The following is a 19,128-nucleotide window of genomic DNA, read 5'->3' as shown; positions in this document are numbered from 1 at the left end:
ACAAGCGCTGGCTGCACTTCTTCATGCTGTTCGTGCCGGTGATGGGTCTGTGGACCAGCAGCATCGGCATCATCGGCCTGGCCCTCAACCTGCGTGCCTACGACTTCGTGTCGCAGGAGATCCGCGCCGCTGAGGACCCCGAATTCGAGACCTTCTACACGAAGAACATTCTTCTGAACGAGGGTCTGCGTGCCTGGATGGCACCGGCCGACCAGCCGCATGAAAACTTCGTCTTCCCTGAAGAGGTCCTGCCCCGCGGCAACGCCCTCTGATCGGCTGTCATCGTCCACACGGCGCCCTTCGGGGCGCTTTTTTGTGGCCAGGATTCTCCCTGTGCTGCCCGGCTCAAGGGCTCTCGCCTGGCCAGGCAACTCCCTTAGATTCGTCCTGTTCCGTCAGCAGTGTCGTGGAGCAGGCCGTCAGGCCCCGTGCCCGATGAGCCCGCTTCGAATGCGTCGCCGGCTGGCTTTATCCCCCCAAGGAGGAGGTGCCCGTGAGCCACAGTTCCATGACCCAGGGTCTGCTGATCGCGGAGAACGCCGGCTGATTTCGGCGCTTGTTTCCTGATCAATCGGTTCCGCGCCAGAGTGGACCCGGCGAACGCCCCCGTCACCTCGCTTCTGAGCCTGCTCAGGAACGCGGTGACGGGGGCATCGTTCTTGTTGCCCGGTTCCTGTTTGGAGCCCCGTTCCTTCAGTCGGGTCTGCGATCGAGCTGTCGCTGGATCGAGCCCATCAGCTCCTGGAGCTGGCGCCGCGCTGGCTGCACATCGGGCGCTTTCCGTTGCAGCAGCACCACCCCATCGGCGAAGGCCCTCACTCCGTAGGGCTCAGGCAGGGAGTTCAGGGCCTCGAGGCTGGTCTCCAGGGCTTCCCGATCGACGGGGAATGCCACCGCATAGCGGCGCAACCAATCGAAATCGATGGCGATCCAGTCGACGGCCCGGCGACTGCCCTGGCGGTCGCGGTAGATCACCCCGTTCGGGAAGCGGATCAGCACCGGTCTCTGGGCCAGGTGGGGGATCAGCGGCGTGGTGGCGGTCACGCTGGCGCCCTCGGGGATCGTTCTGAGCAGCGCCCGGGCGCTGGCCCCGTGGCTCCACTGACGCGGCGGTGAGCTGTAGACCCAGGGATCGATGCTGTCGGGAATCAGGAACGAGAGGCTGCGGTTGGGGTTGGCCAGCAGGGTGAACAGCAGCGAGAGCGTGATGCAGCCGATCCAGACCCGGCGCAGACGCCGATGGGCAAAGACCTGGGGATGGCGGCGCCACCACTCGATCGCCCCGGCGAACAGCCCAGGCACCACCAGCAGGGCGTAGCGGAGGTTGATCGAGAGGGGGTTGTTCGATCCCTGAGCCAGCAGCAGGCCCAGCAGGGGCATGCCCATCAGCAGCCAGCTGTCGAGGCTGATCAGCGGCACCAGCATCAGGGGCAGACCCTGCGCCAGCAGGTAACGCAGAGTCTCTCCTGGCGGCCAGATCAGCTCCCGCAGTATCACCAACGGCTGCCTGAGAGCCTTGTGCAGCACCTCCAGGCTGCTGGCCTGCTCCGCGTCACCGATGTACTGGCCGAAGTTCTCCACCATGAAGCGGCGGGAGTTGTCGTCGCTGAACAGGGGCATCAGCACGTTGGTCACCAGCAACACCCAGCCCAGCCCCAGGGCGGCCAGAGCCAGGGCCAGGGGCCAGCGCTGACGCTGCCGCACCAGGATCCAGAGGCTGATCCCCACCAGCAGAACGCCGGTGTCCTCGCGGATCATTGGCACCGCCACCGCCGTCAGCGCCAGCAACCACCAGAGGCGGCGCTGCAGCCCATACCAGAGCAGCAGCACGGCCAGGGGGAGCTGGCACAGATCGGTGAAGTTCCCCCAGGTGGGGCCGATCACCGCGTTGGCACCGAAGAAGCTGCAGGCCAGGAAGGCGGCCAGCCAGGGATCCTGCAATCGCTCGCGGGCGATTCGATGCAGAACCAGTCCGGCGGCGGTCATCAGGCCCACCTGCACAAGCGGCAGCGCCCAGATCCCCAGCAGCCCAACCAGGGGCACCCAGAGCAGCAGGGCTGGGGTGAAGTGCTGGCCCAGGCGGTGATAGCCCAGGGAGGGAGGTTCCCCGGCGTGGATGACATTGGTGGAGAGCTGGGAGGAGAGGGTGCTCTCGAAGGGATGGCCCTGCAATCCGCTCCAGATCGTTTGCAGAAAGATGCCCTGGTCGTAGGAGGCGGTGAGCACCTGCAGCCGCCACCACTGCAGCAGCAGCCCGATCAGCGCGAAGAGCACCGCCGCCACCAGCACGGCCCGCTGGGCCCGCCTCTGTTCAGGGGGTCTGGACGGCAGGAGCTTGGACTCCTCCTGAGCAGATCCAGCGTTGCCAGCTATCGCCACCGCGGGCCTCCAGGTCACAGATGGCATCCTGCAGCCGCAGGCGCCTGGGGTTGCCGGCCTCGAGCCTGCCGATGCCGTCGGAGGGGCGCAGCAGCACCCGGAAACGCTTCGGCCAGTGGTCGTCGGGGCTGTCAGGCAGCTTGAAGAGCTCCCGCTCGGCATACCAGCGCAGGCTGGGCCGCCGCCCCTGATTGCCGGGCATGTGGATCGGCAGCTCGGCCGCAGCGCCCCCATCCCTGGCGCTTCGGGCCAGCTCAGCGGCGGGCAGCACCGACCAGTGTTCGTTGAGTTCCCAGTTCCAGAGTGGGCTCAGTACAAACAACAGCAGCGAAGCGCTCCAACCAAGCAGCAACAGTGCCAACCCCAGCCGTCGTCGGCCTTGGGCTGGCCGGCTCAGGCTGATTCCCCCGAACAGCAGTCCCAGCCCCGCCGGCAGGGGCATCCAGCGCAGCGGCGATGGCGCCAGCAGGGATGCCAACACCAGCACCCCCCCCAGAACGGCCCAGAACCAGGGCAGCGGCCTCAGCAGGCCTCGGGGGCGGGGTGGCTCCATCAGGCGAGCCAGGACCGGCCCGCAGATCAGGCAGAACGGTGGCCAGAGCAGCAGGCTGTACCAGGGCAGCTGGGTCTTCATCGGCAGCACGGTGAGGGTGGCGGCCAGGGTCAGGCCCAGGCTCCAGCGGCCGGCCGGTTGCCGCCGTTCCCGCCAGGCCAGCCCCAGACCGATAGGCCAGAGGGGCAGCCAGGGCCACCCCCCCTCCAGCACCTCCAGCAGCGGCACGAGAGGACCGCCGTGGTGCTCCTCCACCGTGGTGGTGAAACGCAGCAGCCCCTGGCCGCCCCACATCAGCAGGGCCTCCGGGCCCCGTTGCAGCCCATGCCAGCCGTGCCAGGCCAGGCCCAATGACAGCCCGAGGCCCAGGCCCAGGCCCAGGCGCAGCCAGGCCCGCCGATCCAGATCATGATCGAGCCAGCGCAGCAGCAGCCCCGTGGTCAGCACCGGCAACAGCACCGGCGCCTTGAGCAGCAGCAGGGCACTGCCCCCTGCCCCAGCGATCAGGCCGCCCGAGAGGGCCGCCCGAGGCCGGGGCCCAGCCAGCAGCAGGCCCAGCCAGAGCAGGGCCATGGCCGTGAGCTGGGCCCCATCGAGCATGGCCAGCCGGCTGTGGCGGACCAGGGGCATCAGGGTGAGGGCAATGGCTGCCGCTGCTACGGCGGCCTGGGGCTGGCTGGGCCGCAGGCGCAGCTGAATCGCGCCGATCAGCGGCACCAGCAGGCTCGAAATCAGCGCCGGCGCCAGCCTGATCACCCACTCCGGGGGGAGGGCGGTGGCCTCGCCGCTGAGGGCGCGCCAGAGCTGGATCACGCCTGCGATCAGCCAGTGCAGTCCCGGAGGCTTGTTCAGATAGGTGGATCCCCAGAACGTCGGCAGCAGGCTGTCGGGCCAGGGCGCCTGGCTGGTCTCCAGGGCCACCCGAGCCACGATGCCCTCATCCCAGTCGCGCAGGGGCAGATTGCCCAGGCCGGCGAGGGCCAGCACCAGGGCCACGGCCCAGAGCCCGAGCAGCACGCGGCCCACCCTCATCGTTGGTCCTGCTTCATCTGGTCGGTCACTCTGCTGGTGGCCTGGGGAACCGAACGGAAGGCCCGCTGCAGGCTGAAGGGATTGGCCAGCAGGGCGCCGCTCACATCGGCAAGGGCGTCGAGCACCGGCTCCTGATGACCACGGGCCGCGGCGCTGGCCACGGCATGGGCGCGCCAGGGATTCCAGCCGGCCAGCAGCACCACACTGCGGTAGGCCGGCGGCCATGGGTTGCCCGGCTCCAGGGTCTGCAGGCGGGAGAACCAATGATCCGCCTGGTTCGGACGGTTGTGCAGGACCGCCAGAAGCGCCAGTGTCCAGAGCGCCTCACGATCACTGGCATCGGAGCGCAGGCGCTGCTCGGCCCAGTCGGTCACCCGACCCTGGTAGAGCCAGTGGCCATCGAGCTGGTGCTGGGGGCCGATGGCCTCGAACACCGGCGCCAGCCCGGCGGGACCCCGCTTCAGGCCGGAGGCCAGTTCGATGAAGCGGCGATCGAAGCGGGCCGTGGCGGCCACGGGCCGGCGGCGCGTCCACAGCTCCACAGGTTCGCCGTCGCTCCAGGGCCAGCGGCCCACCAACCGGAATCGGGGATCCTGGCGGATCTCCCTGGCCAGCTGCCGTGAGGCTTCCCGCCGCATGCCCGCCTCGCCGGTGGTGAGCAGGATCCACTCCGCCTGATCCAGCACCAGCTGCCGTTCTCTGGGCTGACGGCCGAGCTGCCTGGCCACGATCTGCCCTCCCCGGGCCCGACCGAACACCGTGGCGGTGTGCTCGTTGAGCTCGGGGGCATTGGGCAGCACCACCAGGGTGCAGGGCTGCTCACCCACCTGCTGACGCATGGCGTCCATGACCGCTGGAAGGGGTGAGCGGGGCTGCCAGCGGATCTCGCCGGCCTGGGCGGCCACGGCGCTGCCCGCACTGACCGCCAGCCCGGCGGACAGGGCCACCCAGCTGGCGCGCCCCTGGCCCTGCCGGCGAAGGACCCCTCCGAGCTGCCACCAGCCCCAGCACAGGAGCAGCACCAGGAGGGGCAGGACCGGAGTGATGTAGCGGGGGTCCTTGTTGGGGCTGAGGGTGGTGAACAGCCAGCCACTGAGGCTGCAGCCGATCAGCCAGGCCCAGCCCCGGCCGTCCTTGGCCTGACCCGTCTCAACGGCTGGCTGAGGTCGCGGGAACCCCCGACGGCGCCAGGCGGCGCCCAGGGCCAGCAGCGCGCCTGCCACGGCAGGCAGGCTGTTGACCAGTCCCAGCTGCCGGGGCCAGAGCCGGGGATACCAGAGGAGGCTGGCCAGGCTGAACGGCGGCGGGTCTCCCTCCTGGGCGGCCGACTCCAGCACGGCCCTGTTGGTGCCGCCGATGGTGGTGATCCAGTTGTGCTGCAGCCAGGGGAGCACCAGGGCGAGCACCAGCCCCAGGCCCCCCAGCGCCTGCCAGCGCCGCTGGGGGTGTCCCAGCCCCCGGAGCGCCGCCCACAGGGCTGGGGGGAGCAGCACCAGCAACGCGCTCTGCTTCACCAGCACGGCCGCCGCCAGCGCCAGCGCCGCTGCAGCGGCCTGTCCCCAGCTCCCCCCCCTGGGCTCAGGTGCCGCCCAGCGCCCCAGCAGCCAGAGGGCCAGCACGCTGGTGGCGGTGAGGGGCAGGTCGAGGGTGAAATCCAGCCGGAGGCTGACCAGGGCCGGTGTGGTGCTGGTCAGCGCCGCCGCCAGCAGGCCGAAACCGGGCGACACCAGCTGTCGTCCCCAGCCGGCCACGCTCACCAGCAGCAACCCCTGCCAGAGAGCCAGGGCGGCGCTGGCCTGATCGGGGCTGTCGCCAGCGAGGGCGATCACCGCGCCGTTCACCAGACTCGCCAGCGGCGGCACCTTGGGGGAGAGATCCAGCAGGTCCGGCCAGCCCTGCCAGCCCCCGCCCGGCAGCAGCCCCAGGGCCCGGCCGTGGTCCACCGCACTGTTGAGGTAGTCGGCCTGGTCCCAGGCCGGCAGCCGCTGATCGAGATGCAGCCACAGCCGGTCGGCCAGGCTGCCCGCCAACCACAGGGCCGCCAGGGCCAGCCACCACAGCCAGGGGCGTTGGGACCGTGCGTTCAGGGCCGTGGCGGCGGTTGGGGCGAGTCTGGACCAGGCCCCGTTCCCCCAGCCGTTGTGCTTTCTGTCACATCTACCCGGGCCAGCCCGGCGGCTGGGGGTGATTCTTCATGCAGGCGCATTGCGCCAACTTGTGTGAGGACCCCATGAAATTCTTCCGGCAATTGCTGCTGGCACCTGTCGCCCTCGGACTGATGGCCCCCGTGGCCGCCACCGCCGGCGAAATGAACCTGGACGGCATCAACCAGTATTCCGCCTCCGAGGATCAGGTCACCAGCATCACTCAGTTCTCCGACGTGCAGCCCACCGAGTGGGCCTACCAGGCGCTCTCGAACCTGATCGAGCGCTACGGCTGCGTCGCCGGCTATCCCGATGGCACCTTCCGTGGCAAGAAGCCTCTGAGCCGCTGGGAAGCCGCCGCTCTGCTCAACGCCTGCCTCGATCGGATCACCGAGGTGACCGACGAGCTTCGCCGTCTGCTCAAGGAGTTCGAGAAGGAACTCGCCATCCTGCGCGGCCGCGTCGACAACCTCGAGGCCAAGGTCGGTGAACTGGAGGCCAATCAGTTCTCCACCACCACCAAGCTGCGTGGTGTGGCCACCTTCACCATCGGCGCCAACGCCTTCGGTGGCGATGCCCGTGTCCTGGGTAACAACAGCGGACTCCCCAACAGCCTCAACCCGAAGTTTGCTGACGTCGCCGCAGCTCAGCAAGGTGCCACCGCCTTCAACTACAACCTCGACCTCTACCTCGACACCAGCTTCACCGGCAAGGACCTGCTGCGCACCCGCCTGCGTGCCGGCAACTTCGGCTCCAGCCCCTGGGGCGCGGCCAACCCCGACAACCTCGTTGGTCTGAACGCCTTCGAGGTGGCCTTCGAGGGTGCCAGCGGTGCCGATTCCGTCGAAGTCAACCGCCTCTTCTATCAGTTCCCCCTGGGCAAGAGCTTCACCGCCACGATCGGTGGCAAGGTCCGTCAGGACGACATGCTCGCCTTCTGGCCCAGCGTGTATCCCGCTGACACCGTCCTCGACATCTTCACCTACGGCGGCGCTCCCGGTGCCTACCCCCTGACCCTCGGCTCCGGTGGTGGTATCTGGTGGAAGAGCGGCGGCTTCAGCATCAGCGCCAACTACGTGGCCGCCAACGGCAACGTGGGTAACCCCAACTTCGGCGGCATCGGCACCGAGGGTTCCGCTCAGACCGGCACCGCCCAGATCGCCTGGAACAACGAGAACTTCGGTATTGCTGCCGCGTACACCTACACCAGCCCTCAGGGTGGTCTGGCTGGTCTCTACGGCGGCAATGGCACTCCCCTGGCCAACCTCGGGTATGCGCTCTCCTCCAGCGTGAATTCGGTTGGTGTCAGTGGCTATTGGCAGCCCTCCAACTCCGGTTGGCTCCCTTCGGTCAGCCTGGGTTGGGGTCTTAACTCCCACAGCGCAGACAGCAGCTCCGCTGGTGCTCTGGAAGATGCCATCGACGGTGCCACGACCCAGTCCTGGTATGTGGGTCTGCAATGGACCGACGTGTTCATCAAGGGCAATGCTGCCGGCATGGCCGTGGGTCAGGCCACTTTCCTGACCGGTTCGGGTGATGACAGCCTTCTTGAGGCCAACGACGGCAACTATGCCTGGGAGTGGTGGTACAAGTTCCAGGTCACCGACAACATCTCGGTCACCCCTGCGCTCTTCTACCTCAGCGTGCCCCTGGGTCAGCTCCAGAAGTCCAGCAGCGACACCTTCGACAACTTTGGTGGCCTGGTCAAGACCACCTTCAAGTTCTGATCGTTCCTGATCGGTTGATCAGCTTCGGCTGATCTCTTCTCCAGCCAGATCATCTCCTCACACACCTTGATCTGGCTGGTTCTTTGACTTCATGAATCAGTTCTGGTCCTCTCCAGACTGTTCTCTTCAGGCCGTGGCTCCGCCCACGGCTTTTTTGTGTTCACCTGGACTTCTCCAGGGCCTGGCTGCCTATGTCCAGGGCTTGAAATCCTCTGCAGGAGAACGGCTTTGGCGTTTCGTGTGTGACCGGCGATACCTGGCCATGTGTTTGCAGGCGTGGGCCCTAATCCGTCATTTCGATACAATCTTCCAGTGTCCTTTTGGACCATCCCTCAATTGGTGTGAGGATTGAATGAAATTGTTCCAGCGTCTGCTGCTGGCACCGGTCGCCCTCGGGCTGGTGGCTCCCATGGCCGCTTCGGCCGCGGACTTTGATCTGGACGGCATGAAAAAGTATGCCGGCAAGAAAGATCAGGTGACCAGCATCACCCAGTTTTCTGATGTTCAGCCCACCGAGTGGGCCTATCAGGCACTCTCGAACCTGATCGAGCGCTACGGCTGCGTCGCCGGTTATCCCGACGGCACCTTCCGAGGCAAGCAGCCCCTGAGCCGCTGGGAAGCTGCGGCTCTGCTCAACGCCTGCCTCGATCGGATCACCGAAGTGACCGATGAGTTGCGCCGCCTGCTCAAGGAGTTCGAGAAGGAGCTCGCCATCCTGCGGGGCCGTGTGGATCGCCTCGAGGCCAAGGTGGGCGAACTGGAGGCCACACAGTTCTCCACAACCACGAAACTTCAGGGCCAGGCCACCTTCGTGGTCGGCGCCGTCACGGCCAGTGGTGATCGCCCGGGTGCCGGAGTCTTCGGTGCTTCGCCCACCTTCGGCAGCCGTGATGCCGCTGAAAAGTACAACGCTCAGTTCGGCGCCACTACGTTCAACTATGACCTCCGGCTGAACCTGCTCACCAGCTTCACCGGCAAGGATCTGCTCTACACCCGTCTGCGGACAGGTAACTTTAACAATGCCTTCAGTGGCAATGGCGTCAACCTCACGGCGCTGGATGTGGCCAGCAATGGCTTCGGTGGTTCTGACTCAGTCGGCGTCGATCGTCTCTACTACCGCTTCCCTCTGGGCCGCGATTTCACCTTTATTCTTGGTGCCAAGGCCAGAAATACTGAGTCGGTCGCTGTCACACCGTCGCTTTATGGCAGCGGTGGTGGTGACAAAATCCTTGATGTTTTCCAGCTCTGGGGTGCACCCGGTGTCTACAACAAGGCCACCGGTGCTCTGGGCGGTGTGATCTGGAAGCAGAACGTCAAGAAAGGTCAGGGCCGATTCAGCGCCTCGGCTAACTACGTGGCTCAGCAGGGCAGTTCAGGTCAGGCCTTCGATGGCAATGACAACGTCTGCTCCAGCAGCGAAGGTGGTATCGGTACGGATTGCGCACGCGGCAATTTCCTGGCCCAGCTCAACTACACCGCTCCCCAGTGGAACGTGTCGCTGGCCTACCGCTATGGCCAGCAGGCCACGAACTTCCGCCGTGGCACGAACTTCGCGGCCAGCAACAGCTGGTTCCTGGTGAGTGGAGAATCGAACAGTGTGGCGGCCAACGCCTACTGGCAACCCAAGGAGAGCGGCTGGATCCCCTCGATCAGCCTCGGCTGGGGTCTCAACAGCCTCTCCAGCAATGGCACCAACGCCGCGGGCCTTGATTACGTTCAGCCCTTCGTGAAGGAAAGCCAGAGCTGGTTCGTCGGCCTGCAGTGGACTGATCTCTTCGCCAAGGGCAATGCCGCCGGTATGGCCGTGGGTCAGCCCGTGTTCGCCACGGCGCTCTCTCGCGGCAGCGATGACTCGGGCAACACCACCCCTGCCGATGGCAACTACGTCTGGGAGTGGTGGTACAAGTTCCAGGTCACCGACAACATCGCCGTCACCCCGGCGATCTTCTACCTGAGCCGTCCGCTCGGACAGCTCACCGGCGACGACAACAGCTTCAGCAACTTCGGCGGTCTCGTTCAGACCACCTTCAAGTTCTGAGCCAGCTGGTCTAGTCCGTTCGCACCCTCACACACCACCGGCCCCCGTCAGGGGGCTTTTTCATGGCTGTTGCCCTTGCCATGATGGCTCCAGCCGCCATCACCCCCCTTGAAGGCAGCCCTGGCCAGCAGTGATTTCTATGCCGTCCTGGGCGTGCCAGCCACGGCGGGGGCGGATGAGATCAAGGCCGCGTACCGCGCCCTGGTCAAGAGGCACCATCCCGATGCCGGTGGAGATGACACCGCGATCCTGGCCATCAATGCCGCCTGGGCGGTTCTGGGTGACGGCGACCGCCGCCGCCACTACGACCTCAGCCGGCTGCCCTCAGCCCGAGGCAGGCGGCCTGCATCCGGCGCCGCCAGGCCGGCCCCCAGCGGTCACGTCCGTGACGGGGCTCTGCTGGGCTGGTTGCAGCAGGTCTACGGGCCGATCGATCGGTTGCTGGCCCAGGTGATCAACCCCTTCCCCAGCCAGTTGCGCGCTCTGGCCGCCGATCCCTACGACGACAGCCTGATGGAGGCGTTCTGCGCCTACCTGGAGCAGAGCAAAAGCCGTATGGACAAGGTGGAGGCCCTGTACCGCTCGCGTCCCTGTCCAAGCGAGGCCAAGGGCTTCGGTCTCAGCCTCTACCACTGCCTCAGCCAGGTCCAGGATGCCCTGCTGGAGCTGGAGCGTTACACCATGGGCTATGTCGACAGCTACCTGCGCGATGGCCGCGAGATGCTGCGGGAGGCGAAGCAACGGCGCAGCCACCTCAAGGACGAGCGCCGCCGACTCGATCTCTGAGGCCGGACGGACGGGGGCCCGGGATGAATGGATCAGCCGTCAGCAGGCCTCGAGCTGATCGAGCCGCAGCCACACGTCCGGAACCGGCAGGCTCCAGCGCAACTGGGCGTAGTCACCGTTGAGGGCCAGCACTTCGCCGGGTCCTTCGAACAGGTAGTCGGGGGGAGTGGGATCGCTGGCGGCGGCTTCCAGACTGCCCATGTAGGCGCTCCTGCTGACCTTCACCAGGGTGCCTTTCTTGACGGGAGTGGCCTTGGGGGCGATGGCATCCGTTGGGGTCTGGGCCATGGACGGTCGACTCTGCTCAGGGACCACGCTAAGTCGGCCCGGGCGGCCTGGGGTGCCCCCTAGCCTCGGCTGTGGTGTGTGCTGCATTGGCCCGTGAGACTGCTGCTGCTGGGATGTACGGGGTTCGTGGGGCGTGAGCTGGTGCCTCTCCTGCTCACTCGGGGGCATCAGCTGGTGGTGGTGAGCCGCCAGAGCCACCCCCTGGCGGGGCTGGAGCATCCGGACCTGCGACGAATCCAGGCGGATCCGGCCCAGGCGGCCTCCTGGCAGGAGCCTGCTCTGATCGCTGCCGTTGCCGAGGCGGAGGGGGTGGTGAATCTGGCCGGGGAGCCGATCGCGGAGAAGCGCTGGAGCGAGGAGCAGCGGCGCAGGCTGATCGACAGCCGCCTCGGAAGTACGACGCGTCTGGTGGAGGCGCTCCAGGCCCATCCCAGGCTGGGCCGTGTGCTGGTGAGCGGTTCCGCCGTGGGCTACTACGGAAGCAGCGAGGAGGCCCGGTTCAGTGAATCCAGCCCGGCGGCCCCTGATCTCCTCGGTCAGCTCTGTCGCGACTGGGAGGCGGCTGCCGATCAGGCTCCTGCCGACTGCCGGGTGGTGAAGCTGCGGATCGGCATCGTGCTCGGCCCCGATGGGGGAGCCCTCGGCAAGATGCTGCCCGTGTTCCGCGCCGGCCTGGGCGGTCCGATCGGCTCCGGCCGCCAGTGGATGAGCTGGATTCAGCGCAGCGACCTCTGCGCGCTCATCGCCACTGCTCTCGAAACCCCGGCCTATGAGGGCGTGTACAACGCCGTGGCCCCTGAGCCCGTGCGCATGGACCGGTTCGCGACTGCCCTCGGCCGGGTGCTGAAGCGTCCCAGCCTGTTGCCGGTGCCCGCACCGGTGCTGCAGCTGATGCTCGGGGATGGTGCTGCGGTGGTGCTGGAAGGCCAGCAGGTGGTCTCCGAGCGGCTGGGGCCCCAGGGCTTCACGTTTCGCTATCCCGACCTCGACTCAGCCCTTGCCGCTGCCACCAGCCCAGCAGTCCACTGACCAGGGCCGCCGCCATCAGCAGGCCGATCGCCGGCGTGAACAGGGGGTCCCAGAGCCGCTGCAGCAGCTGCAGCGGCGCCTCCACATGCTGGCTGTGCAGGGCCACCGCCAGGGCGAACCAGATCGCCCCCGCGATCACAAGGAAGACATCGATCACCAGCACGGTGTCGATCCAGCGCTTCAGCCGCGGTGCCAGAGCTTCCGTGCCGCCGGCTTCACTGGAGCGGGACTGAGGATTCATCGAGGGCCTGCAGGATCTGCCCGGCCATCCTGGCGGCCCCGCCGGGACCACCGATGCGTTCCAGGCCGTTATGCCGGCAACGCTCCCCCAGATCGGTGTGCCGCAGCTGGCGCAGCACCTCGCCCACCAGCACGGCGGTGCCCCCCAGGCTGCGCTCCGAGCCAGGTTCCCCCTCGGCGCTGAACAGTGAGGGCCCGAGCAGGCGCCGTTGAGCTTCGGCGAAATTGGGGCTGAACTGCGGGCCGCCCCCTGCCAGCTGAACCACGGGTTTCCCCAGTCCCACCGCCTGTTCCGTGGCCGTACCGGTCATGGCCAGCAGCAGGTCGGCCTGCTGAACCACAGCTGGGAATCTCCCCCAGTGCAGCCTCAGCTCCAGCTCCCCACGGAGCAGACGTCCCTCCGGCTCCAGGTGCCAGCCCAGGGGGCGGCTGATCCTGGCCACCGTCGCCGCATCGATGGCCCCCACCAGGGCAGCGTCCAGGTGCAGGCCGCTGCTGGTCTGCAGGTTCGCGGGCAGGCGGGTGAGCACCTGCAACATCAACTCGAAGTTGCGCAGGGCCTCGGGCAGGCGGCTGCCTGGAAGCAACCCCAGCCGTGGGATGGGCGTTCCGGCCTCCTGCCTGTCGAGGGGAGGTGTGCCCTCCAGGACCCGGTCGAGGAAGGGGTTGCCGAGAAAATCCACAGACCGCCCGAGCTGGTGGCTGAGGTCCTCGGCCGTGAAGGCGTCGCGGCTGAACACCCGCAGGAAGCGGCCGCTGCGCAGGCAGCTCCCGCAGGGCCAGGGCAGGCGCAGGCGGCCTTCGTAGTGGCTCGAGTAGGCCACCAGGTAGGTGATCACCGGCCGGCGGCTGCACCAGGCTGCGAGAACGGGGATCACATCCCCGACCACCACCACGGCTGCGCAGTGCCGCGCTTCCCTGAAGAACAGCACCAGCTGACTCAGCAGGTAGGTGGCCTGGCCCTGGACCAGTTCAGTCAGGCGACCGCCGAAGCTGGTGTAGCCCAGGCCGCCGGTGCTGAATTCCCGGGTGTGCCCCAGCACAGGCAGTCCTGCCTGGCGGTAGGCACCGCCATGACCGACCAGCGGCAGGGCCACGACCTCCAGTCCCAGCTGCTGCAATTCCTGCCCGATCAGGCTGCCGCTGAGGTCTTCCCCGTGGCCATTGCTGAGCAGGAGCAGGCGCCGGCTGGGATCGCCCATGGGGATGGATCCAGGGATCAACCCTGGAGCCAGGCTTTGACTTTCTCCAGGGACTTCCAGCCCGGGCGCCGGCTGAGCCCATCGGCGATCGATTCGTTCAAGTCCTTGGCCAGCTCCGGTGACACGGCCGTGATGCGCAGCACCAGATCGATGTGCTCACGGACTCCTTTAGCGCCCGACTCGAGCATGGCCAGGCAGAGGTTCACGCGCGACTGGGGATCCTGTGGGTTGAGCTTGACCGCCATCCGCGCCGAGCGCAGTGCCGGTTCGGGCTGGTCCTCGAGCAGCTGCAGCCAGGCCAGGCAGGTCCAGGCGGCGGATAGACGGGGGGCCTGGGCCGTGATCGTCAGGAAGTCGTCGATGACGTCAGCGGCTGCAGCCCCCTGCTGATAGCGGCTGATGGCCTGATCGAAGAGGGATTCGGCGGACTTTGTGGTGGCCGTCATCGGCTGCGGCAGCTCAGGGACACCCAGATTCCCACGTTGGCGGCCCGGCCAGCGGCGGATCAGACGGCGAAGGAGCTGCCGCAGCCACAGGTCTGGCTGGCATTGGGGTTGGTGAAGTTGAAGCCGCCACCGATCAGGGCGGAGCTGAAATCCAGCTGCATGCCGTAGATGTACAGCAGGCTCTTGGGATCGCTCACCACCCGGAAGCTGGGGGCACCGTCGGGCTCATAGACGTACAGCTCATCGTCGACGCGGATCGCGTCGCTGTCGATGAAATCCATGGTGTAGCTCATGCCGCTGCAGCCACCGGAGCGCACACCCACTCTCAGAAGCTTGTCGTTGCCCTGCTGCTGCATCAGGGCGGCCAGTTGCTTCATGGCTGGTTCGGTGATGCGGATGCCCTTGCCGTCCTTACCGGTGTGGGTGGCCGCCGGTGGGGCGACAACCGCCGGGGTGGTTGCCTCCTGGACCGCGGAGGGGGCATCGGTGCTGGGACTGCTCATGGGCGACGCCTGCGACAGGGGGAACGGGATGTGGAGCCACTCTATGGAGGCCTTCCGGACTCTGGTGTTCCACCGCCGCCAGAGACGGCTCCATAGAGTTGCCGCACTTCAGGGAGACACAGGGTGCGCGTCGCCATCGTGGGAGCTGGTCTGGCCGGTCTGGCAGCCGCGGTTGATCTCTGTGATGACGGCCACCAGGTTGACCTCTACGAATCCCGTCCGTTCGTGGGTGGCAAGGTCGGCAGCTGGGTCGATGACGGCGGCAACCACATCGAGATGGGCCTGCACGTTTTCTTCTTCAACTACGCCAATCTGTTTGCGCTGATGCGCAAGGTTGGAGCCTTCGGCAACCTCCTGCCCAAGCAGCACACCCATCTGTTCGTGAACAGGGGCGGTGACCTGCGCGAACTGGACTTCCGCTTCCCGATCGGCGCCCCCTTCAACGGACTAAAAGCCTTCTTCACCACCCCGCAGCTCGACTGGATCGACAAGCTGCGCAATGCCCTGGCCCTGGGCACCAGCCCGATCGTGCGTGGTCTGGTGGACTACGAGGGCGCGATGGCCGTGATCCGCTCCCTCGACCGCATCAGTTTTCGCGACTGGTTCCTCAGCCACGGCGGCAGTGCCCGCAGCGTGGAGAGGATGTGGGATCCGATCGCCTATGCCCTGGGCTTCATCGATTGCGAGGCCATCTCGGCTCGCTGCATGCTCACGATCTTCATGATGTTCGCCTCCAAGACCGAGGCCTCCAAGCTCAATCTGCTCAAGGGCTCGCCGCACCGCTGGCTGCACCAGCCCATCCTCGACTACATCGAAGCCCGCGGGGGGAGGCTTCACCTGCGCCACAGGGTCAGTGAGGTCTGCTTCGAGGAGGGCGCTGGACCGGAGGCAGCGCCACTGGTCACGGGCCTGAGGCTGGGGACCCCTGATGGCGAGATCAGTGTCGAGGCCGACGCCTATCTGGCGGCCTGTGACGTGCCCGGAATCCAGCGGCTGCTGCCGCCCTCCTGGCGTCGTTATGCCCAGTTCGAGAACATCTACCGCCTCGAAGCGGTGCCGGTGGCCACCGTGCAGTTGCGTTACGACGGCTGGGTGACCGAGCTGGGGGAGGGCGAGGATCACGCCGCCGCCCGCCGCGATCTCACCACGGCGAGTGGACTGGACAACCTCCTGTACACCGCTGATGCCGATTTCAGCTGTTTCGCCGATCTGGCCCTGGCCAGTCCGGCTGACTATCGGCGTGAGGGGGAGGGGTCCCTCCTGCAGTGCGTGCTCACCCCAGGCGATCCCTGGATTCCACGCCGGAACGACGAGATCGCCGCCCTGGTGGACGCCCAGGTGCGTGAGCTGTTCCCCTCGGCCCGCGGCCTCAACCTGATCTGGAGCAACGTGGTCAAACTGGCTCAGTCGTTGTATCGCGAGGCCCCAGGCATGGAACCCTTCCGTCCGGAGCAGCGCACGCCGGTGGCCAATTTCTTCCTGGCCGGCAGTTACACGCGCCAGGACTACATCGATTCGATGGAGGGGGCCACCATGAGCGGGCGACTGGCGGCTGCCGCCATCCTGGATCAGCCTGTGCGGCTGGCCTCTGTCGCCGCCGTGGCCTGATCAGCATGGGACGTTGGCTCGAGCACAGTGTGACCACGGAGATCAAGGCTCCGGTGGAGCGGGTCTGGGAGGTCTGGAGCGATCTGGAGGCGATGCCGCGCTGGATGCGCTGGATCGAATCGGTGGTGACCCTCGACGATCCCGACCTCACCGACTGGACCCTGGCGGCCCAGGGATTCCGCTTCCATTGGAAGGCCCGCATCTCCCACCGGATCGAAGCCCAGCAGCTGCACTGGGAGTCGGTCGGGGGCCTGCCCACCAAGGGAGCCGTGCGCTTCTATCCCCAGTCCGATCACCTGACGGTTGTCAGGCTGACCGTGAGCTACGAGCTGCCGGGAGTCCTTGCACCTCTGATGGAACCGAGCATCCTTGGAGGCATCGTCACACGCGAACTCCAGGCCAACCTGGATCGCTTCCGGGACCTTGTGGAGCATGAGCATGGCCAGCCCTGAGCAGCATCACCCCGGCCTGTCCAGGGCTCGAGGTGGACTGGGCCATGCCCTGCTGCCGCTGCTGCTCGCCGGCCTTGGGGGCTGCGGAGGCACACCCCCTGCCGACACAGGTGCCGTACCCCCTCAGGCCCCTGCTCCATCAGGAACAGCCCCTGCAGCCCCAGCGAGCCCACCCGCTCCGGCGTCGGCCGGTGTCGCCCAGGCAGGCTTCACCCCGCTCCCCACGGTCCAGCAGGTGGAGGCGGCGATGCCCCCGGGCCGTCTAGACCCCTTTGCGCCGCTGGCGGTCACCAGGTTCAGCCGGGACCCCGGTGGACCTGGGCCCACCGCTGTGCCCCCCCCGCTGTCCCTGCCCGAGGGCTTTCGCTTCCAGGGTGTGATCAGCAGCGGCAGTCGCCCCATGGCTCTCGTTCAGTTCGGTGGTCAGAGCGGCTCTCTGGCCGTGGGCGATGTCGGTGGCCGCACCACCGACCTTCTGCCCGAGGCCTGGGGAGTGGCCTCGATCGATGTGCTGCGTGGCCGTCTGACCCTCGTGAGTCGTCAGAGCAAAGCCAGGGGCCAGGTGGTGATCGCCGAGCTCTGAAGGGGCTCTTCCGGGTTGGTGTGAGGCCACGGGCGGAGCAGGGTCCGGGGGGATTCAGGCTCCCGGCTCCCCCCCCAGGGCACGGCCGCAGGCCGCCACCAGCCCCTCCAGGTCATGGGGGTCGGCTTCGGCATCCACCCGTCCCAGCAGCTCCAGGCAGGTGGCGCTGGTCTGGGGACCGATCGACACCAGAGCGACGGAGTCCAGCCGTTCGCGCCAGGTCTCTCCCAGGTCCTGGGCCAGCAGCTGAACGGTGTGGCGCACCGTCTTGCCGCTGGTGAAGGTGATGGCCTCCACCTGCCCTTCGCGCAGGGCGGCGGCTGTGGCCAGGGGCAGATGGGGCGGACAGCGGGACTCGTAGGCGGCCGCCTCCACCACTCGCGTGCCGGCCTCGGCGAAGGCTTCCGCCAGCAGCGTGCGGCCGCCGCTCTGGACCCTGGGCAGCAGCAGGCGTTGTCCCCAGCCCGAGACCGGGAAATGCTCGATCAGGCTGTCGGCCACGAAATCGGGCGGTATGAAATCGGCGGGGGCACCCAGTTGCTCGAGGCGGGCGGCGGTCTTGCGGCCGACCGCCGCGATCTTGAGGCCGCGGGGGCGATCGCCGAGGTTCCTCCCGACCCGCTGCAACCTCTGCTCCACCGCCTCCACCCCGTTGACGCTGGAGAACACCAGCCAGTGGAAGGCATCCAGTTCCGCAAGGGCGTCATCGAGGGGGCCCCATTCATCGGGAGGACCGATCACCAGGGCGGGAAGGTCCAGCACCCGGGCACCGGCGCGCTCGAACAGCGCCCGGGCCTCGCTCAGCTGCCGCTCGGCCCGCGTCACCACCACCACCCGACCTGAGAGCACGGCCACCTCCATCAGTCGTCCAGTCTCACCATGGCCCCCGCCTGCCGGTGCAGGGTCTCGGCGTCGCTGGTGCGGCCCTGCTGCCGCAACAGGGTGATGGCCCGGCGAAAACCGGCGCGGGCAGCGCTGATGTCGCCCGCCAGCAGCTGAGCCACTGCTCGGTTCTGGTGGGTTTCGGCGTGCTCGGGAGCCAGGCTCACGGCGATGTCATAGGCCTCCAGGGAGCCGCGGAGGTCGCCGAGACGGCGCCGGATCAGGCCGAGGTTGTACCAGCCCAGGGCCAGTTCGGGGGCTCCGCGTGTGACGGCTTCCGCCAGCTGGGCGGCTTCGGCCGTGGCGCCGTCCTGGAGCTGCAGAGCCGCCAGGTTCAGCCGTGCCGTCACCTGGAGCCGTGGATCGAGCGGCACGGCCAGCGCCTCCCGGTAGAGGGCCGCGGCCCTGGAGGGATGGCGGCTGGCCTCGGCCATCGCCAGGTGCAGCAGCAATTCGAACCGCTCCGGGTGGGCGCCGGAGGGGCAGCCGGCCAGCCCGGCCTTGAGCAGGGCGATGCCGCGCTTCACGTGCCCCTCGCTGATCTCGAGGCCGCCGAGTTTGGCGCTGGCGTAGGCATTGCCGGGGTGGTCCCGCAACTCCTGCTCCATGGCCCGCCGCAGCTGCCGCGCTTTGCGCCCATCGGCGAGCAGTTCCGGCCGGTAGCCCTCATGGCGGATCGCCGGGTGGGGGTAGTCCACCACCCGCCAGCGGGGCTCCCTGGCCATCAGTTCGGTGACGCTGTCATCGACCATCGCGTGATACGGGCGGCTCCAGCGGATCTGAGGGTGACGCCGGAACAGACGGCTGACACTGGAGTAGGGCGATTGGAGCGCGCCCACTTCCTGGCGCAGCAGGTTGATCAACAGCGTGTCGGGATCGGCCATCAACGCCCGCAGGGGCTCCTTGGCGTCCTCCAGCAGCTGTTCGTCGGCATCCAGCACCAGCACCCAGGTGCCCCGGACCCTCTCCAGAGCCTGGTTGCGGGCGGGGGCGAAATCCCCGGGCCAGGGGATGCGCTCCACCCGGGCGCCATGCTGTTCGGCCACGGCCACCGTGCCGTCGCTGGAGCCGGTGTCCACCACCACCAGTTCATCGGCGAAGCCCGCCACCGACTCCAGGCAGCGGCCGAGCCGCTGGGCCTCGTTGCGCACGATCATCGACAGGCTGAGCACGGCGGCGGCCCGCATCCGGGCGTGAGGTTAGGGGCGTGAGGTCAGGTCTCCGGCTGTGAGCCGG

At 67.6% G+C, this 19,128-nt stretch carries 17 protein-coding genes and 1 pseudogene; 8 read left to right on the top strand and 10 right to left on the bottom strand.

What is annotated here, in order from left to right; translation table 11 throughout:
* A pseudogene (locus VB734_RS01470) lies at positions 1-272 on the top strand (photosystem II D2 protein (photosystem q(a) protein)); the annotation flags it as partial.
* Positions 273-693: 421 nt separating this feature from the next.
* Here the strand turns inward: VB734_RS01470 and VB734_RS01465 are convergent.
* From VB734_RS01465 to VB734_RS01455, 3 genes are read right to left on the bottom strand one after another with little or no spacing between them, the layout of a single operon-like run.
* Positions 694-2,289: a DUF2079 domain-containing protein gene (locus VB734_RS01465; protein ID WP_416223712.1), complete on the bottom strand. Its 1,596-nt coding sequence runs from the start codon at positions 2,287-2,289 to the stop codon at positions 694-696.
* Positions 2,290-2,311: 22 nt separating this feature from the next.
* Positions 2,312-3,964 carry an ArnT family glycosyltransferase gene (locus tag VB734_RS01460; protein WP_197166120.1) on the bottom strand — a complete coding sequence of 551 codons (1,653 nt, stop codon included), beginning with the start codon at positions 3,962-3,964 and terminating at the stop codon, positions 2,312-2,314.
* Complete coding sequence (locus VB734_RS01455) at positions 3,961-5,994, bottom strand: glycosyltransferase family 39 protein (RefSeq protein WP_322781970.1); 2,034 nt, start codon at positions 5,992-5,994, stop codon at positions 3,961-3,963. The genes VB734_RS01460 and VB734_RS01455 overlap by 4 nt, the downstream gene beginning before the upstream one ends.
* 200 nt (positions 5,995-6,194) lie before the next feature.
* Between VB734_RS01455 and VB734_RS01450 the strand changes: the two genes are divergently transcribed.
* The 3 genes from VB734_RS01450 to VB734_RS01440 all read left to right on the top strand — a co-directional run bounded on the left by VB734_RS01450 (position 6,195) and on the right by VB734_RS01440 (position 10,659).
* Positions 6,195-7,835, top strand: coding sequence for an iron uptake porin (locus VB734_RS01450; protein ID WP_322781969.1), 1,641 nt, complete (start codon positions 6,195-6,197; stop codon positions 7,833-7,835).
* 352 nt (positions 7,836-8,187) lie between these two features.
* On the top strand, positions 8,188-9,873 hold the full coding sequence (locus VB734_RS01445) for an iron uptake porin (RefSeq protein ID WP_322781968.1): 1,686 nt from the start codon (positions 8,188-8,190) through the stop codon (positions 9,871-9,873).
* A gap of 108 nt (positions 9,874-9,981) precedes the next feature.
* Positions 9,982-10,659: a J domain-containing protein gene (locus VB734_RS01440; protein WP_322781967.1), complete on the top strand. Its 678-nt coding sequence runs from the start codon at positions 9,982-9,984 to the stop codon at positions 10,657-10,659.
* 39 nt (positions 10,660-10,698) lie between these two features.
* Here the strand turns inward: VB734_RS01440 and ndhO are convergent, their stop codons facing one another.
* Positions 10,699-10,947: an NAD(P)H-quinone oxidoreductase subunit O gene (ndhO, locus tag VB734_RS01435; protein WP_322781966.1), complete on the bottom strand. Its 249-nt coding sequence runs from the start codon at positions 10,945-10,947 to the stop codon at positions 10,699-10,701.
* 93 nt (positions 10,948-11,040) lie between these two features.
* On the opposite strand from ndhO, the gene VB734_RS01430 reads away from it, so the two are divergent.
* Positions 11,041-11,976 carry a TIGR01777 family oxidoreductase gene (locus VB734_RS01430; protein WP_322781965.1) on the top strand — a complete coding sequence of 312 codons (936 nt, stop codon included), beginning with the start codon at positions 11,041-11,043 and terminating at the stop codon, positions 11,974-11,976.
* Here VB734_RS01430 and VB734_RS01425 read toward each other — a convergent pair.
* From VB734_RS01425 to VB734_RS01410, 4 genes are read right to left on the bottom strand one after another with little or no spacing between them, the layout of a single operon-like run.
* Positions 11,912-12,217, bottom strand: a complete 306-nt coding sequence (locus VB734_RS01425) for a hypothetical protein (protein WP_322781964.1) — start codon at positions 12,215-12,217, stop codon at positions 11,912-11,914. The genes VB734_RS01430 and VB734_RS01425 overlap by 65 nt on opposite strands.
* A complete protein-coding gene (locus VB734_RS01420; protein WP_322781963.1) occupies positions 12,192-13,418 on the bottom strand; it encodes a lipid-A-disaccharide synthase-related protein in 1,227 nt (408 codons plus the stop codon). The genes VB734_RS01425 and VB734_RS01420 overlap by 26 nt, the downstream gene beginning before the upstream one ends.
* A gap of 17 nt (positions 13,419-13,435) precedes the next feature.
* Positions 13,436-13,864 (bottom strand): hypothetical protein, encoded by a 429-nt coding sequence (locus VB734_RS01415; RefSeq protein WP_322781962.1) that lies wholly within the window; start codon positions 13,862-13,864, stop codon positions 13,436-13,438.
* A 59-nt stretch (positions 13,865-13,923) separates the two neighbouring features.
* Positions 13,924-14,367 (bottom strand): iron-sulfur cluster assembly accessory protein, encoded by a 444-nt coding sequence (locus VB734_RS01410; protein WP_322781961.1) that lies wholly within the window; start codon positions 14,365-14,367, stop codon positions 13,924-13,926.
* A gap of 123 nt (positions 14,368-14,490) precedes the next feature.
* On the opposite strand from VB734_RS01410, the gene zds reads away from it, so the two are divergent.
* From zds to VB734_RS01395, 3 genes are read left to right on the top strand one after another with little or no spacing between them, the layout of a single operon-like run.
* Positions 14,491-15,975 (top strand): 9,9'-di-cis-zeta-carotene desaturase, encoded by a 1,485-nt coding sequence (zds, locus tag VB734_RS01405; RefSeq protein WP_322781960.1) that lies wholly within the window; start codon positions 14,491-14,493, stop codon positions 15,973-15,975.
* A 5-nt stretch (positions 15,976-15,980) separates the two neighbouring features.
* Positions 15,981-16,427, top strand: a complete 447-nt coding sequence (locus VB734_RS01400; RefSeq protein WP_322781959.1) for an SRPBCC family protein — start codon at positions 15,981-15,983, stop codon at positions 16,425-16,427.
* Positions 16,414-17,010, top strand: coding sequence for a hypothetical protein (locus VB734_RS01395; RefSeq protein WP_322781958.1), 597 nt, complete (start codon positions 16,414-16,416; stop codon positions 17,008-17,010). Before VB734_RS01400 ends, VB734_RS01395 begins: the two co-directional genes overlap by 14 nt.
* A 54-nt stretch (positions 17,011-17,064) precedes the next feature.
* On the opposite strand, the gene VB734_RS01390 is transcribed toward VB734_RS01395, so the two are convergent.
* Both VB734_RS01390 and VB734_RS01385 read right to left on the bottom strand, forming a co-directional pair.
* Complete coding sequence (locus VB734_RS01390) at positions 17,065-17,871, bottom strand: uroporphyrinogen-III synthase (protein ID WP_322781957.1); 807 nt, start codon at positions 17,869-17,871, stop codon at positions 17,065-17,067.
* Positions 17,871-19,079 (bottom strand): glycosyltransferase, encoded by a 1,209-nt coding sequence (locus tag VB734_RS01385; RefSeq protein WP_322781956.1) that lies wholly within the window; start codon positions 19,077-19,079, stop codon positions 17,871-17,873. Before VB734_RS01385 ends, VB734_RS01390 begins: the two co-directional genes overlap by 1 nt.
* Positions 19,080-19,128: the final 49 nt, after the last annotated feature.

This window comes from Synechococcus sp. BA-124 BA4, from assembly GCF_034931165.1.
This window is presented reverse-complemented; position numbering and strand designations above follow the sequence as displayed.